This window comes from Pseudomonas sp. AP42, assembly GCF_001728935.1.
Lineage (GTDB): Bacteria > Pseudomonadota > Gammaproteobacteria > Pseudomonadales > Pseudomonadaceae > Aquipseudomonas > Aquipseudomonas lactis.
The window spans coordinates 80,076-95,417 of record NZ_LYSO01000005.1; the positions used below are offsets into that span (position 1 = coordinate 80,076).

The following is a 15,342-nucleotide window of genomic DNA, read 5'->3' on the forward strand; positions in this document are numbered from 1 at the left end:
TTATCTCTCCATGACGGGCATGAAGAACACGATCAGCCATTTGCGCAATGATCGGTTGCGAGACAATGCTAAAAGCAAGCTCCCCACAATCAACTCGTACTGCCTCACCAGTAGCTTCGTAAACCTGAGGGTATAAATTACACAACGGACGTTTCGAAGAAACTGCCAATATGCGTTCTGCTGCCTGGATTGCAAAGCTGATTTCTGAGGTCATAATTTTCGTATGCGTTCTGGATGATATTATGGCGCAAGCACAATGGCTGCATACTGAAGATCTTTGGAGGGATCACGCATTGCGTCCCTGCGATAACTATGAAATCGCGGAGAAGCGCCCTCTACACGTTCGGTACCGCAAATGGTGCATTCACCACTATTGGAGTGCCTCGCAACCCCAATACAATTCAGTTGTGTTTGCACAATAATGGTCAGCGACAATTTGCGGGGCTGCGGAGAAAACGCAGCACGGGGAATTTTGACCTTCTGCTCGAAGTCGTCAATTAGCTGCTCCGACACTTCATAGCAGCACCCTTGAGCACACGGCCCCAAGGCAGCAACCCAGCGGCTGAGATCTTCCCCAACACCAGCTAGGACACCGCCAAACTCGTGCACAATCCCCTCGTACGCACCTCGCCATCCGATGTGCAGTGCAGCTATTGCACCACCATCAACGCGCGCCAATAGCACGGGAATACAGTCTGCAGTTGGAATAGAAAGCACGAGCCCGGGCTGATAGGTGATAAGACCATCAGCGTCGCCCACATCTTCGCAATACTCTGACACCTGTACTACTCGCGCGCCGTGCACTTGCCGCTTAGTTGCACGCTGCTCCCAATAAGGAGCAACACTTGGTGGCACGTTTTTCTTTCGACAACCAAAACCGTGCTGAATACCGGGGATCGTCGCGAGTAAAGGGCTAATGATTGCTTCATCCATTGAGGCACCTGCAGAATTATCATTCATGAATGCAATGGCTCTTGGAGAGCTTGCACCTAGCAGCTATTAGTCGTTCGAAATACCGAAGAGACGATTATCGGCCAATCACTTTGTCAGACGATTTAACACGAGAAAGCTTTGTCCTATCCCTTGAAACTATTGGCTCTACCGGTATGACTGGCAGTCATCACCTGCGCCATCAAACCCCTATGCAGTTGCTAGGCACAGTAACGACAGTTCATGACAGTCTCATTACATCCGGTACTAGTTCATTGGAATCGGCGCGCACCAAAACTAAAGGAGCTGACGATGGACTTAAAAGCAGAAAAAGCACCGGACATTGGATGCAAGCACGGAGGCTGCCGACTTGCGAAGCGCATTGGCCCCATCCCTAGGCCTTACCGGCGCCGACCATCAAGTCGGGCTTGTAGTGATGCGCCCTCTTATACCGCCCTCCGCACACTAGCAAAAGCCTGTAGCAGTAGCAGTCATCGAAACCACGGCCCTCCAACGTCACTGGGAAACGTGAACTACGCGAAGCTCAAATCGTTGGCACAACTGTGAAAGTCTCTGCCGAGTACGGATACGGCACCGAATGCTCCACCTGCCACCTGGTGAATCCACCCGATACAGCGTTTTGTCCTTACTGCTCACACGACCAGAGTCACATGCAGCCGATCTCTATCGCGACGGACTATGCGGCCACGTTCCACCTGCGTATGCGCAGCTCCGCCAAGCCCGGCCGCTCCCTCGGTGCCGTACCGACGTTGACGGTCGAGCCGGATCTATAGCGATGCCTCTTTTGCTCGCCTTCTCAGCCCGGCAAAAGCTTGTAGCAGTTGAGTTTTGACAACCCCGACACGCATTTCCCATGCTGTGGCCGTGTCTCGCTGACGTTGTCAGGCTCCCGAGCACTGACGTCGAGTGACCGGCTAATTCGGCCACCACTTGAGCCGCTGTATACGTGCCCGCAACCAGCCGACAAGAGACGCCGAGGATGGGGCTGGGTCAGCTGCGTGCGTTATTGGTGCAACCCTCACTCCCCGTTTATAGCTGGTGGTCAGGGATCCAACCGATTCGGCAGCGAAAGTTCCTTCAACGACATCGAGGCCGTGCAACAAACCGCATTTGCTCGACAGTTGAAAGCCGTGAGCCATATAAAACTTGTTTCGGTTCTTCCTTGCCTCATCCTCAATGGCATGCGCCTCCGCCAAGCTTCCGGGGGCAACGCAGTAGCTCGTCAGGTGTTGGCCTTGCAGCCACTCGATAACAGCCCCCATCAGGGCGCTGCCAATGCCAATTTTGTCAGGGCTCGCCTTGATGGCATTGACAGGGCCAAAGCGCACGGTCTTTGTCGTGTGGCAAATGGTGGCCGAAAATGTATTGGTGGTCGGCTTGTACTGGAAGGGCGGCAAAAACCCCAATTTTTTATGTGGGGTAGGTGCACTGATTTGAAAGTATTCGAACTCGTAGCCAGCAGTTTCAGTCTCGCCATCCGCGGCGAAGACGCCTTGCAATACAGTAGTCTTTACGGCTAACCGACGGAGAGCTCCTGCAACAACCACCTCCATTGTATGCGTTAGCACCATGTCCTCAGGCTGGACGCGGGTCCGGAATTTTTTCTCAATACTTTGAAAATCTATGTGCACCAAAACCTCTAGAACTGTCCGACGGTGATGAAAGAACATGTTACCGCGCTTATTGGCTACCGCGCCAAACTCGCCGCGACCCAGCTCGACAGGCCTACGGTGCGCGCCAAGCCAGCGCTAGTCGCCGGGGAACGCTGCGCTGCGTGGTGCGTACTGACAAGGCGTCGCCTGGGCGATCGAGGTGCGCCAGCCAGCGACGGGCACAGCCCGCTGCGACGCATGCCCTGCCATCGAAGCCATGGAACGTGGGGCTGGCCGTTGCCGCGGTACCGGCACCCGGAGCCGGGTGGCCCCCAGTCGCTCCGGTCCTCTTCAGGGGGCGCTCTTCGACACCAGAGGTTTTCGCGGCCGCGGCTTACGTTTGACGGCCGGCGCCTGATGCCCCGGCGTCAGATGCGGCTCCAGCGTGTCGGCCCGGGCTCGCTCTGCCGCGGCGTATTGCTGGGCTTGGCTCAGTTCGGTCTGGATCGTCTCCACCCGCTGTTTAAGGTGTTCCAACTGCCGTCCGACCTCCTTGAACTGCAGGTCATGGCTTTGCCCTCCTCCCGGGCGCGGTCGACCTCGCGGTGCGCGCGATCCTCGACACCGCGCACGTAGCTCTCCTGCGCGACGCGCTCCTGCTCGGCCTTGAGTCGCAGCGCCTGCAACTCCTGTTGTAACGCCAGGCTGTGCTGTTGCGCCTCACGGCGCTCGCGCAGCCAGCCTTCACGCCGCTGCTGCAGGTCCTCAATCTGCGTCTGGCGCTGGGACAGCAGCAGCTCCAGGTCGGTGAGGCGCAACTCGACCGCATGGCGCCCCGCCACCGCGTCCGCCGCCAGTTGGCGACACTGCGCAGCGTCTTGGCGCGCCTGGTCCTCAACCGCCGCAACCCGCTCGCGCTCGCCGGCCAGCACTTGGCGCTGCTCGACCAGCGCCTGCTCGGCGGCAACCTGTGCCAGATGCATGGCCTGCTGCCACACTGCGACAAAGGCCCGCGCCACCTCGGCCGGCAGTGCTGGCAGGCGGGTCTCGCCGTTCAGCCGCTCAGTCAGCGCGCCCACCATTGATCGAGCAGACCGCCGACCCGGGCCGGACTGCCGCGGCCTAGCTCGATACGCACGCGCTCGACCGTCGGCCGCTCACCGCGAGCCAGCACCGCATCCGCGGCGGCGAACACCTCATTTTCCGGGACGCCTATCGCCATGCCATGCTCCTTTACGAATAAGGTCTGATAATGAAAGATTATCCGACGTTATTTTCTGAATAATGGAATTATCATACGTTGAACGTATTAAATATTACAGATCAGTTAACCCTAGTCGACGAAACCCCGCTGGATCCGCATGTCTTGGCCATGAACGCGCAGCACGCAGCAGCGGCGTTTATCGCCGCCGGCACGGCGGCCAACACCGTGCGCAGCTATCGCAGCGCCCTCGCCTATTGGTCCGCCTGGCTGCATCTGCGCTATCGCCAGACGCTGGGCGACGCCCCTCTGCCGGCAACGATGGCGGTACAGTTCGTCCTGGATCACCTGGCCCGACCGCTGGGCGACGGCACGTGGGCGCACCTGCTACCGCCAGCGATCGATGCCGCCTTGGTGGCCGCACGGGTCAAGGGCGGATTGGGGACGCTGGCCTATAACACGGTCAGTCATCGCCTCTCGGTGCTCGGCAAATGGCACCGCTTGCAGGGCTGGGACAGCCCCACCGAAGCGCCAGCCCTGAAAACCCTGCTGCGTGACGCACGCAAGGCCCAGTCGCGCCAGGGTGTGACCGTGCGCAAGAAAACCGCGATTGTGCTTGAGCCGCTGCAGGCACTGCTGGCCACCTGCACCGATGGCGTACGCGGGAAGCGTGACCGCGCCCTGCTCCTATTGGCCTGGAGTGGTGGTGGTCGACGGCGTTCCGAGGTGGTTGGCTTGCAGATCGGCGATGTGCGTCGCCTGGATGCTGACACCTGGCTGTATGCCTTAGGCACCACCAAGACCGACACCAGCGGCACCCGTCGTGAAATACCGTTGCGCGGCCCCGCCGCTCAAGCGCTGAGCGAATGGCTGAAGGCTGCGCCTGCAGCGTCGGGGCCGCTGTTTCGGCGCCTGTATAAGGGTGACAACGTGGGCACGGCAGGCTTATCAGCTGACCAGGTGGCCCGCATCGTTCAGCGTCGTGCAAAACTCGCGGGCTTGGACGGCGACTGGGCGGCGCACAGTTTGCGCTCAGGGTTCGTAACCGAGGCCGGCCGTCAGGGGGTGCCACTGGGTGAAGTCATGGCGATGACCGAGCACCGCAGCGTGAATACGGTCATGGGCTACTTTCAAGCCGGTGCACTGCTCGAAAGTCGAGCCACGACTCTGCTTAAGTCATCGACCGTTGATGACCAAGAACCCCCGAAGGGCAAGCAAATTGGGGCAACCGAAGCTACCGAGCCACCTTAGTTGCTGGGTATGCGCGCACTGCGCGCGGGTCGATTTGAGTTTGAGTGTGTGTCGAATGCTCGCGCAGCACCACGGTTCATCGCCTGGCCGCCCGCTAGAAGCCGCTCGCCTTGTGCCTTCACCCGACGCGCTTCAAGCAGGATGCGACCGATCAAAAAAAGAGACGGCCGCCACTGCAATGGCGGTGACTCACCCTTCGTCTGAGACCGGTCATCTATCAGCGCTAAGACGCTGGCAGCGGCCACAATCTTAAAGCGCGCCAGCGTGATCCCCTTTTTCCAGCGGGGTGAGGTAACAATCGCAACCCTGGCACCTAAAATCCGCCTCGATCACACCGGGCAGCTTTTTAACGATGCGGCGATACGCAGTTACATCGACTTGACCGATACCACCTCCACGTACCGGAATTTCTTCCGCGCCGCCTTGATTGCCTCTTGCTCTGCGAGCAGAGAGCTCAGCGTGTCGGCCTCATGCACCAGCTCGTGCATTTGACCCTCAAAATCGTTCCCCACACGCAGCGTGACCCTCAACCTGGGCGTAAAACCTTTTGAGATTGAGGCCTTCTTCTTTGCACGCGTAACAGGCAGCACCGGTACATCATCCGGGGCGATATTTTGCTGATGCACAATGGCGCCTGGCGCAGGCGGCTCGACGTCGCCGAACAATGCTCGACGTATCTCTTCTTCTGTAAGTTCTGTATTCATCATTTTTCTCGTTGAGCCTGATCTATCAAGTGACCGACTCTAACCCGTGCCACTGCTATGCTTGTGTTTTCTCAATAGGAATTTAAACGAAATGGCGATGGAGTACTCACTTTCAGACTTGCTGGAAAGGCTGTATGAAAACCAATTGGCCTTGGAGGGGGCGCTGATGGAGTTGGTAATCCACGCCGAGGACCAGGGATCACGCGACGTCGGCGAAAATGTCCGCGGTGCGTTATATGTTTTGGGAGAAAATGCCGGCCACATCAAGCAGGGCTTGGCAAAGCTCAGATCTAGAAATCTTTGATCGTCGTGGTGCTGAACAACCAAATATTCGCACTTTGAAGACGTCTTATCCGCCTAGAGCTATCATTCAGGGGGGGGCAGCTATCAGCCAAGAGCGCAGCACCAAAAGTGCCTACGAAACTCGGGGCGATTCAAACATCTGCTTCACCATAACACTCATCGGGGATCTGGCTGCCAGGACTCACCCGACGCTATGATCAAGAGCCCTGCCAAACAGATTATTCAGATCCGACGGAAAAACCTTTTCATGGCAAGCCGCAAGCTCTCCTGAAGACCACCACCTCACTTCACATACCGCTTCGCGCTCCCGGTCACTCCACTGGGCGCAGGAGCACTGCTCGGTACCTGTGTACACCGTAAAGTAATTTTCGACCGCAAGCACATGCTCGCCATCAGGCATCTGCCACAGAAACTCCCTGTGTGCGATACAGCGACCTACGAAAGGTACCTCAATGCCAGTCTCCTCGTAGAGTTCACGTATTGCCGCCGCTTCAAACGACTCTTCATCCTTGAGCTTTCCACCGGGCGTCGCCCAATAGCTCATGCCCGCCAAAACACCAGCCTGATAGTGAATCTTAAAAAGCAGCAGTCGGTCGCTTGGACTGATCACCAATAAACGAGCGGCTAAACGCTTTCGCGGCATACTTCCCCGCTCCATGGATGACAACTAACCAATGACGCCCAATACCTCGCTGCCCTGCATCCTGCGAACTTCCACCACATAATCCGCGATGTTGGGAACGGCGTAATCGACAACTAGCTCGACGACGTTTTTCACGGGCTTGCCAGAACGCTTCACCGGGTAGTCCCCAATCTTGCAGAAGATGTCCGTGCTGCGACGGTGTGGCATCGGCCAGGTATTACCCGAATTCATATGGCACAGCCAGATGGCCTCGGCATATGCGGGGATGAAAATCGACGAGTTGAGAGTCAGGACGTCATGTTCCAGCTTGCGATAATCGCGAGCTCCGAGCAGACCGTGGAGGCGCTTTTCCTCGGCCCAGAAGAAAACTTTGCCGTTGATCAATTCATACCACTGGCGTGGCGTTGTTCCCCCCGTAAGCGCTCTAACCAACCGGCCTTCAGGCATCGGTTTCTGATCACGAAGTACGATATTGGAGGGGTCGCCTGCCTTCACATCCATCTTCTGTCCACGATGCTCACTCTCATATCGGGCGCGCTCACCTTCTCCCACTGCGAGGTGATCCAGAACTGCAGTGGCACTCATCAATCCGCGTGTGCGAATACTGTCCCAAGCGCCGCGTTCGGCCATGTGATAAACCCGAGGGTAAAGCTCGATCAGCTTGTCCAGATCCATCTATTATCTCCTGTCAGAACGTGCAGTCCAATTCCGCCGATCAATCAGAGAGCGTAAATCGCTCGCGTGGGGGTCTCTGGAAAAGCGGGTGTTGATAAGCGAGACAGGCGCCTGAGAAACGCGCTCGAGTTCCTCGACGAATTTGATCGTGTCCGGATCGAGCTGCTCGAACCTGCGCGCCTTGCTATTGGATGACTTCAAGTAATCGGCAAACGTCAGAACAATATCCGTCGGAGCGTTCAGGGCGCATGCTTTTCTGAATTGATCCCATTCGAACCATCCGACTCGCCTGCTGCGTTTGGTGGTGGAGGTTTTCTCTGCGGTGTTCAACGCCTGCGCTTCAAGGCCCGCAAACGCTGCGATGTCATCAAAGGTCGTCGCATGTTTGAGCGTCCCGGAGGTATGTCCATCCTCACCGTCGGGGTCGCCTACACGAATAGGCATGGGGCGAATGACCATCAGGATTTTGCGGATCCTGCTGGGCGATATACCAGCCTCAGCCAAGCATCCCGCAACATTCGTGTCCCTGGACGTCACGTGAGGATAATCTCCATGAAAAATACTCAGCCCGCTGCCCTGCGTTCCCTCCAGCAATATGGAATGGCCGCTGCGGTAGGCCTCTTCCAAACGGTCTGACGTGCAACCGTGATAGTTCCCAGGAGTACCGACGTATGGACGAAGCTCATCAACATCTCGTGCGAGCCGGATCTCTTTACCCCTGCTCAAAATACGCCGAGCAGCGGCTGCTCCACTACCGCTCCCTGTTGATGCAATTGTTGAGACCAGATGCCCGCCCCTCTCTGTCCCGATATCTTCTTCCTCAATGATGGTGGCCCGGGGATCAATGAATAGTCGATCGTTGCCGATACCGCACTCCTCGATTTCTTTCAAAAGCCCTGGCAAATGAATCGTCATGCCCGGGCCGAGAAGCAGTCGTCCTGTCACGTCCCGCGACCCAGAAGGCAGATGGTGGTAAGTGTAAGGGCCGGCAGAACTGGCTACCGTATGTCCGGCATTGGGCCCGCCGACGCGAATCATCACGTCGTACTCGCGCGCGAGATAAGCGACGATGTTACCCTTCCCCTCGCTTCCATACTGCCCGCCAATCAGCACATCCACGCATCTGATTTCAGGCGGTGTGTACAGATGCAACCGAGCGGCAACCCGCACCAGCGTGTCATTTGAGTCCGAGCGTTCGGTGTAAATGCGGACGTCGGCATCATCCTTGAGCGCCTGGATCTCTGCCTGATCCTTGAGCTGATTGACCTCGCCATAAGACAAAGGATTGGCTTCACCCTCTATTCGCTTTGCATAACGGCCATGGAGCGTAGGGTCACTTGCGTAAAGGTGTACATGCACCAGGTTTGCACCGAAGACCTGTCGAAACTGCAGCACCTGCGCAAGCGTATTCAGGTGATCCACCACTAACGGTCGGCCATCTTTCTCCGCCTCGCACGCTGCCTGGGTTTCCCGAAGCATCCACTGGTCAGCGTCTTTCGCTTCGTGACGACGATCAGGTATGTCGGGTTGCGCCACGCGAAGGCGCCACTCGGAATCATCAATGGCTCGACGATCGCAAACCACGGCGAAGCCAAATTCCCTCTCCAACAAACTGGCCAAACCACTCTTGCCGCTACAGGTCTTGCCACTGATCACTACGATCTGACGAGTTTCCATGAGCTACATCTCCCAGATTCCTAATATTTGATCCGCAATTTGAAACGGGGTGTACGTGGATGTATCGAGAACTTTGTCCGCAAAACCTGAGAGCGAACGGGCACTCTGCTCGTTGGAATGCAACACGCTGGCGTTATATTCATCGAGATGGGAAGCGCTTCGTGCAGCGTACCTCTGTTGCAGGACAGCCTCGGGCGCAATGATGTGCAGGTGCCTCACCGCACTGCCGAAACGGAGTCGGAACAGTTCAACCTGCCGGGGCTTGCGGACAGCATCCAGGAGCCAGTTTTCGACGTCTGGCCGAGCTTGGATGGCTGGGTTTGCTACAGAGTCTATGAGCCAAGAGAAGTCGGTGGCCTTGTCGAGAGAGTCGCCGAGTTCTTGGAGGTTATGACGATCAAGTGGCTCACTCCGGGTAGCCAGGTGCGCACGCAGAAAGGAGCCGCTGCTGATCGGAACAAATCCATGGAGTTTTTGGAGGACGGCGGAAACCGACGTCTTGCCACTGGCCATCGGGCCACTTAGGAGAAGTAGTCGCTTCATGCTTTGACGATCCCTGTCTTGCGAAACCAATATAACGATAAAGTGTAGATTAGTTGGTGAATTTAGCCGGGATTTTCGTGAAACCGAAGCTAGGCACCAACTAGCTGAAATTTGCAGTAAATACCGCTGCTGCCGATGATAGATACCCAATGCCATAGCCTAAACTCAGATTAAGCGTATAGAAGCGATTGAGTACTGTTAGAGATTGAGTGCCCGAGTACCATTGCCATGGACGCGGAATGCCGCTTCTAAAATCATGCCTGAAGGGACGGTACCAATGAGTGACCAGACTGTAATCGCGATCCGCTTCACTCTTTTTAAGCACAGTAGGGATTCTTTTCTTGCGGCGTTAGACGATGCCTCCATTCGCCATTCCAGCGTGATGCAGTTTTCAGGACAGCCGCAGGCTTCGGGATTTGCCGAGATGATCTCAGCGCTGAGCGATGCTATGCCTTGGAACGGCATTGCTAAAGTGATCATCTCTTGGGTCGAGGCTCGGAAAAGCCGACGCGTAATGGTCCAAGTAAAAGATGGCTCGGTTGTCATTGAAGCCAATGGATACAGCGCAAAGGATGTGGAGCGCTTATTAAAAGCATGCACGAGCGTAAGCGTCATTGATACGCTGCCGGGGGAAGCAGAAGCCAAGGCCCTTGAATCAGATACTGACGACTGACCTCGGCCTGTCAGGCCTGGGCCTTTTTGCAACTAACTGCATAGCTCCGACCACTCACGCTCCAGTACTGCTTTTTGCCTGCTTGACGCAGCGTTTCTCGGCCCGCCTGATCAGGGTGTGTGCGCTGACCATAAATATAGTGAGCGCGATTTCGAGCAGGATGTGGTAGTTAGCCGAAACCCTACGCCGACAAATGCACGACAGGCGGCTATCGATCCACCGCTGCCTCTGGAGAACGGCAGCAGCCGGCCGAGGCTGTGTAAAAACAGTTTTGAGCGCGACAGCTACTCAAAACTGGACTGAAAATCGCGTTTCTACGCGAAATCCATATCTGCTGACGTGCCGATAAATTTCAGATTTAACGTAGACGCGCACACTTCAATTTTGGCGAAGCGTTTTTACACACTCTGGGCCAAAAGCGGTCAGTAGACGCACCAGCTCGCTTTGTAGTCTGCCCCAATAGCCGCGTCACACGAATTGAGTTTCGGCCTCCGGCGGCCATGCTCGACCCGTTGCTATATCCGGATGCCGCGGCTCGCCGTTAATTCGCCCTTTTTCGTCTCGGTATTCTTCAATTGCCAGTAAGCATTGTTTGGCCAACCGTGCGCGTGCATCGTTGGCAGGCAACATTGCGAAAAGTCGTGCGCGAATCCCTTTAAGGGGCAATCCAAACTCTTCAAAAGCGCCCCTCCATTGCTCCGAGGGCCGCCGGGAAATAGCTAGGTTTCTTAACGCCCTACCCAGATGTTGAAAAGGATGAGGGGCTTGGACATTACCTTCAAAAAGCGCCATGAAGTTATCCTCACCAGGTAAATCATCCATTGCCATTTCAAGAACACGGCGAGTGTTTCCGGGGGGCAGTGCAAGGTAGCGCTCGATCAGAATCCTATGGAAATCAGGGAGCGAAATGGCAAGCCTCGTTAACTCAGACGATAGGTGGAAGCCATCCCCTCCTGGGATTCGGCCCTCGCTAAGGTGCTCAAGCACCGCAACAGCCGCCTCCAGAGTGTTCAACTTCAACACCGCGCTTGTCCATTGGGAATCACCCAAAAATGCGGGGATGTCAGCGGCCAGACGTTCTAGCATGACAAACGCAGTATCGGCGGGGCTTTGGGGAATGGTCTCCAACAGACGCCGTAAAGCGTATGGGCTGCGGTGCTGATCCGACAACATAAATATGGCATCGTGTACCCGTTCTGGACCGTCGGAAAAAGGGAACAGGTCAATCCATCCCATCAACTCTCCACGATTTTCGTCAAGTCGCCATCTTTGTTCCTGGGCTTCGGAGAGTAGCGCCTGCACACCTTCCATCAATATCGCAGAGGGAATAACTTCTCCGGCGCGAGCAGCATTTACCAATAAACGATGCTTACACGGTGTCGGCTGAGGAAGCGACAGAAGCAAATCTATTTCTGGTCGCTTTGCTCCGTGCGGTAAAGCAAGACCTACACCGACAAGTACGAGAGCATGCTTCTGCTCTGCACCAGACTTTGAAGCAACTCCGAAATCCATCGCCACAGCAAAGATCGCCTCCGCAAAATCTGAAGTCACGGGGCGTTGCGTCACGCGCTCCGCTCTCCGAATCAGATGATGCGAATAATCGGTCGACCGACTGAAGTTCGGTTTTTTTGAAGGGGAATGATCGGCCAGCCAGATATCCAGCAACGCCCCTGCTGCCTCCTTACCCCAACGTAAGTCACTCAACCCTCGAATAAGGACTGCGACGGCGGGTGCATCATGCATAGCTGCCAAGGCCCGGGAGTACGTCAACGAATGCCCCGCTGGGATCACACCTCCACGTCCCCCAGCTTGAAGCCAACCAGAACGTTCAATCTCATATTCGACCAAGTCACGCTCAATGAGATTAAGCAATGGTTCCGCCAGCGCTGCATCCGCAACTCTTTCAGCGGCTCGAGCCACCTCGGAAGCAACATTACGGGGTAGTTGAGGCATAGCTTGTAATGTGTCCATCCAAGTGCCAACGACGAGAGACAAATTCGAGCGATGTTCATCGTCAAACGGAGGCTTCGTATCGCCACCACCATGACGGGCTAGGACGTCAGCTAGCAAGCCGATGCGACGATAGTTAGCTTCCTCGGATTTGGACACAAGCACCTGCGCGAAGACGTTTTGCCGTGTACTGGATAGCGCGTCTACCAATCGATTATAGGCTTTCGACAATGGCTCATCGTATCGACCGAGAAGAGCCTCTAGTTGACTATCTATCACAAACAACTGGTCGAAGAGCACAGCGATGGTGACCGGGCCAATGACAGCCGCCGCAGCATTTAAACGGCGCCCCGAGGTGAGCGGGTCGAAAGCAGCCTCAGCGACTGGTCCTGTATCGATCAGTGGCGTCTCATTGAGATAGTCTTCTATGTGATAGGGAAGTGGTAAATCCGCGGCGATTCTGGCAACGAGCCCAGCAGCAACGGCGAGCGGATATTTTGAGAATGAGGTCATCACTGCTTGTTCGATCCGGCTGCCATTGGGCTCGAACTCGACCGCCCCTATAAGCTGCGTAATTTGGAACTCCGTATCCTGTGGGCGCTCTTGCAAGATCCAGTCAAGCAATTGCCCTGGCGTAGCGTCAGCATTGCGTGCCGTTCCGCGCTGAGCAATAAGACGAGCATTAAGCTCCACATCAGTGAGATGATCAGGGAAACCCGCGTGCGCTATTACTTCCCAAACCGCGTCCGAAGCAGTCTCTAGAATTAGGTTCACATGGCGGTCAGCTCGGCGGAACGCCAGTGCAGTTACGACGGCGGCAACTACGTCCGGATCAGGATCGGAAGCAGCCAGTTCAACCGCTAGTTCTAAGCCATCGAATCCACTATTGCGTGCGATCTCAGGGAAAGCTATTAATCGCTGGGCCGTAGGCATCTCACCCAAATGGATCGCACAATCGACTCCGAGGACACTGGGGTGAAAACGATCAATTAATCCGAATAGGTCGAACTGAGTTTGACGTTCTGTGCTTGACACAAACGGCCAAATTGCTTGCACGAAATCGGGCTTGCCAGAGGCAACCATAAATCTCACAGCTCTATCAAGTTCTCCCGGACGGTGCCAGCACTCAATAAAAGCAAGAACTCCATCGCGCACCTTCCGCCATACCAAATCATCGGCTCTCTCGAGCATTACCGCAGCCAAAACCGGGTCAATTTTAAGCGCCTCATTAATCGCAACTGCGACTGACCACACGCCTTCTTCGCCTTCACGTGAAACTCTGTCGCATGCGAAGAGGACCGAATCCTCCCAGCTCGGCCAATTGAGCATTTGTTCGCGCAGCACGCTGAGCGCATCCGCATCCCCTGCTGACGCCTCAAGCATCACACGCTCTACTTCCAAAGACGCATACCAGTCTTGGAACAACTGATGTTGGAAACTCACTGCTCCGTCGATGCCAGTCGAGCGAACCAGCAAGTGCGCGGCAACTAACCCATCAACAATCGCACGGGGTTGCGGTGCTGAGCCAATTTGTCCCCCTGCAATAAGACACTTCGTGACATCTGAAATGATGCGGTTAGCGCTGGTGTCGGCGACTATAGTATTCGCGCCACGGATTGCTTCGACCGCAAGCCCAATCAAAAAGGCTTTATGCTGACCAACAGCATCTCTCTGCAAACGTTCGACTTTCTCAGGTGCGCTCTCATTTTGCTGCACAAACATGCGCAACACCGCTTCCTTCGTCACCGGGAATTCCGCACCTGTGGGCAACGTCAGCAAAGCATTTAAATAAAGTGGATTGCTCACTAACTCGCGCACTCCACGCGTTCGCCATGCCCTATCCACAAAACCAACGCCCTCATCCCCCCTCACCGCTTGCGCGATCTCTAGCTGTTGCTCATCGGAAAGGGGATCGATCACGATAATCGGCCGAATGTCCGGTAGAGCCTGACGTCGTGAGCTGATGACAATGCCGAGTTGCGGGTAGTCGCGCTGTAACGCCGTCAGGTCACGAGTTGCTCGCAACCGAGCATCGGCTGGTAGTTCATTCCAGCCATCCAACAGCAGAGCAAGATTCCCGTGGTAGGCCAGCTGCATCAAGTGTTCTCGCCGGATGCCATAGAAAGCGCTACGACGCAGGACGAAATCAAAAAAATCTTCCAGTCGGTCAGACCACTCACCGAGGGGGACAAGCATAGGAATCAAACCTTCCTGATTTCCCATGCATTCTGCAAGCTGTAAAAGTGTGGTCGATTTCCCGGTGCCGCCTACCGCGACAACGCCAACTGGCTCAGCAAGCGAAACAAGTCGTGCAAAGCTCTCAAACGTCACTGGGGGTGTGGAACTACCTTCAAGTCTTAGCGTTAGCGCAATGGTTCGCGCGGGTTGACCGGGTGCAGCACGGAAACCTTGAATGTCTCTTAGTGTCGCCGCACGAAGTCGTCCTCCGACAGCATCGATCGCTTCAACGGTTGGAAGGTTGAGCCCCCGAAGGAAATCCTGGTCTGCATCATCGAGCAGTTCAGCAGGCCTAATAGAACCTAGCTGTTCGCCACCGGCGATCGCACCCAACGCCCGTTGTATTGCCGTGTCTTTCCATTCTTGCAGCAGTGCGACCGTAAAGCGCGAATCGTCGGAATCGATGAGTTTTGAACAGCTTTGGCACATCCAGATACCATTCATGGGGCTGCTGCGCTCGGCGGAACTCATGTTGGGGTCGTAACGCTTTCCTCCGGGTGCCGCTGCTGCTATGTGCGCACCGACACCGATGTTGACCGTCCCTTCTTCAGCTAATGCTGGGCCGGAAGTCGAGCGCATACAGGAAGGATTCGAGCAGTGATAGCCCACACGAGCGGCAAGATTACGAATGGTTTGGGCCCGGAAATCGTCGCGCATAGACATTCAAAATTCTGTAGTGAAAATTTACAGCTCTACCAAATGTGATATAGCCAACGGTCTTGAGACTTACAAACTCAGTGTGTTCCCAGTTGCATTCAGTTTCAACGAGCAGAGTGAAACACTAAAATTGGCCAATTGGAGTCGTTCCCAATGGACTGCAATCGGCCATTAACTGACGAGCTGCGGGCCAGTGGCAGTTAATCCAGGTCTAGTACTCCGCGCGTTCGAACTCGTTCGATGGGGACCATCGTCCAATCGTAAGGGTCGCGAATGTATATTTA

General features: G+C 55.7%; 12 protein-coding genes and 1 pseudogene. 4 read left to right on the plus strand and 9 right to left on the minus strand.

Translation table 11 applies throughout. The features are described 5' to 3' along the window. Positions 1-240: 240 nt before the first annotated feature. Positions 241-960 (minus strand): polyphenol oxidase family protein, encoded by a 720-nt coding sequence (locus A7K61_RS30820; RefSeq protein ID WP_171905452.1) that lies wholly within the window; start codon positions 958-960, stop codon positions 241-243. 641 nt (positions 961-1,601) lie between these two features. On the opposite strand from A7K61_RS30820, the gene A7K61_RS33465 reads away from it, so the two are divergent. Further along, a complete protein-coding gene (locus A7K61_RS33465) occupies positions 1,602-1,724 on the plus strand; it encodes a hypothetical protein (protein ID WP_256203228.1) in 123 nt (40 codons plus the stop codon). Positions 1,725-1,865: 141 nt separating this feature from the next. Here the strand turns inward: A7K61_RS33465 and A7K61_RS03440 are convergent, their stop codons facing one another. Continuing rightward, positions 1,866-2,621 (minus strand): GNAT family N-acetyltransferase, encoded by a 756-nt coding sequence (locus tag A7K61_RS03440; protein ID WP_019819770.1) that lies wholly within the window; start codon positions 2,619-2,621, stop codon positions 1,866-1,868. A gap of 273 nt (positions 2,622-2,894) precedes the next feature. After that, positions 2,895-3,765 (minus strand): annotated as a pseudogene (locus A7K61_RS03445) (DNA-binding protein). A 78-nt stretch (positions 3,766-3,843) separates the two neighbouring features. Between A7K61_RS03445 and A7K61_RS03450 the strand changes: the two are divergent. Beyond that, positions 3,844-4,995, plus strand: a complete 1,152-nt coding sequence (locus tag A7K61_RS03450; protein WP_069556926.1) for a site-specific integrase — start codon at positions 3,844-3,846, stop codon at positions 4,993-4,995. Between the two features lie 368 nt (positions 4,996-5,363). Here the strand turns inward: A7K61_RS03450 and A7K61_RS03455 are convergent, their stop codons facing one another. Continuing rightward, complete coding sequence (locus A7K61_RS03455) at positions 5,364-5,699, minus strand: hypothetical protein (protein WP_069556927.1); 336 nt, start codon at positions 5,697-5,699, stop codon at positions 5,364-5,366. Between the two features lie 91 nt (positions 5,700-5,790). Here A7K61_RS03455 and A7K61_RS03460 point away from each other — a divergent pair, with 91 nt between their 5' ends. Further along, positions 5,791-6,003 carry a hypothetical protein gene (locus tag A7K61_RS03460; protein WP_069556928.1) on the plus strand — a complete coding sequence of 71 codons (213 nt, stop codon included), beginning with the start codon at positions 5,791-5,793 and terminating at the stop codon, positions 6,001-6,003. Positions 6,004-6,183: 180 nt separating this feature from the next. Here the strand turns inward: A7K61_RS03460 and A7K61_RS03465 are convergent, their stop codons facing one another. Genes A7K61_RS03465 through A7K61_RS03480 form a run of 4 tightly spaced genes read right to left on the minus strand, consistent with a single transcriptional unit; the run spans position 6,184 to position 9,540 of the window. Beyond that, entirely contained in the window at positions 6,184-6,645 is a 462-nt protein-coding gene (locus A7K61_RS03465) for an NUDIX hydrolase (protein WP_069556929.1), read from the minus strand. Positions 6,646-6,669: 24 nt separating this feature from the next. Next, entirely contained in the window at positions 6,670-7,320 is a 651-nt protein-coding gene (locus tag A7K61_RS03470) for a hypothetical protein (RefSeq protein WP_069556930.1), read from the minus strand. Between the two features lie 3 nt (positions 7,321-7,323). Continuing rightward, positions 7,324-8,997, minus strand: coding sequence for an adenylosuccinate synthetase (locus tag A7K61_RS03475; RefSeq protein ID WP_069556931.1), 1,674 nt, complete (start codon positions 8,995-8,997; stop codon positions 7,324-7,326). A 3-nt stretch (positions 8,998-9,000) separates the two neighbouring features. Beyond that, entirely contained in the window at positions 9,001-9,540 is a 540-nt protein-coding gene (locus tag A7K61_RS03480; protein ID WP_069556932.1) for an AAA family ATPase, read from the minus strand. 277 nt (positions 9,541-9,817) lie between these two features. Between A7K61_RS03480 and A7K61_RS03485 the strand changes: the two genes are divergently transcribed. After that, positions 9,818-10,213 (plus strand): hypothetical protein, encoded by a 396-nt coding sequence (locus A7K61_RS03485; RefSeq protein ID WP_069556933.1) that lies wholly within the window; start codon positions 9,818-9,820, stop codon positions 10,211-10,213. 468 nt (positions 10,214-10,681) lie between these two features. Here the strand turns inward: A7K61_RS03485 and A7K61_RS03490 are convergent, their stop codons facing one another. Continuing rightward, complete coding sequence (locus tag A7K61_RS03490; protein ID WP_139129451.1) at positions 10,682-15,064, minus strand: NACHT domain-containing NTPase; 4,383 nt, start codon at positions 15,062-15,064, stop codon at positions 10,682-10,684. Positions 15,065-15,342 lie beyond the last annotated feature (278 nt).

Bases quoted from the DNA above. Each gene is read 5' to 3' on its own strand.
- A7K61_RS03440 (WP_019819770.1), bottom strand. From the start codon at position 2,621: ATGTTCTTTCATCACCGTCGGACAGTTCTAGAGGTTTTGGTGCACATA.
- A7K61_RS30820 (WP_171905452.1), bottom strand. From the start codon at position 960: ATGAATGATAATTCTGCAGGTGCCTCAATGGATGAAGCAATCATTAGC.
- A7K61_RS03455 (WP_069556927.1), bottom strand. From the start codon at position 5,699: ATGAATACAGAACTTACAGAAGAAGAGATACGTCGAGCATTGTTCGGC.
- A7K61_RS03460 (WP_069556928.1), top strand. From the start codon at position 5,791: ATGGCGATGGAGTACTCACTTTCAGACTTGCTGGAAAGGCTGTATGAA.
- A7K61_RS03465 (WP_069556929.1), bottom strand. From the start codon at position 6,645: ATGCCGCGAAAGCGTTTAGCCGCTCGTTTATTGGTGATCAGTCCAAGC.
- A7K61_RS03475 (WP_069556931.1), bottom strand. From the start codon at position 8,997: ATGGAAACTCGTCAGATCGTAGTGATCAGTGGCAAGACCTGTAGCGGC.
- A7K61_RS03480 (WP_069556932.1), bottom strand. From the start codon at position 9,540: ATGAAGCGACTACTTCTCCTAAGTGGCCCGATGGCCAGTGGCAAGACG.
- A7K61_RS03490 (WP_139129451.1), bottom strand. From the start codon at position 15,064: ATGTCTATGCGCGACGATTTCCGGGCCCAAACCATTCGTAATCTTGCC.
- A7K61_RS03485 (WP_069556933.1), top strand. From the start codon at position 9,818: ATGAGTGACCAGACTGTAATCGCGATCCGCTTCACTCTTTTTAAGCAC.
- A7K61_RS03470 (WP_069556930.1), bottom strand. From the start codon at position 7,320: ATGGATCTGGACAAGCTGATCGAGCTTTACCCTCGGGTTTATCACATG.
- A7K61_RS33465 (WP_256203228.1), top strand. From the start codon at position 1,602: ATGCAGCCGATCTCTATCGCGACGGACTATGCGGCCACGTTCCACCTG.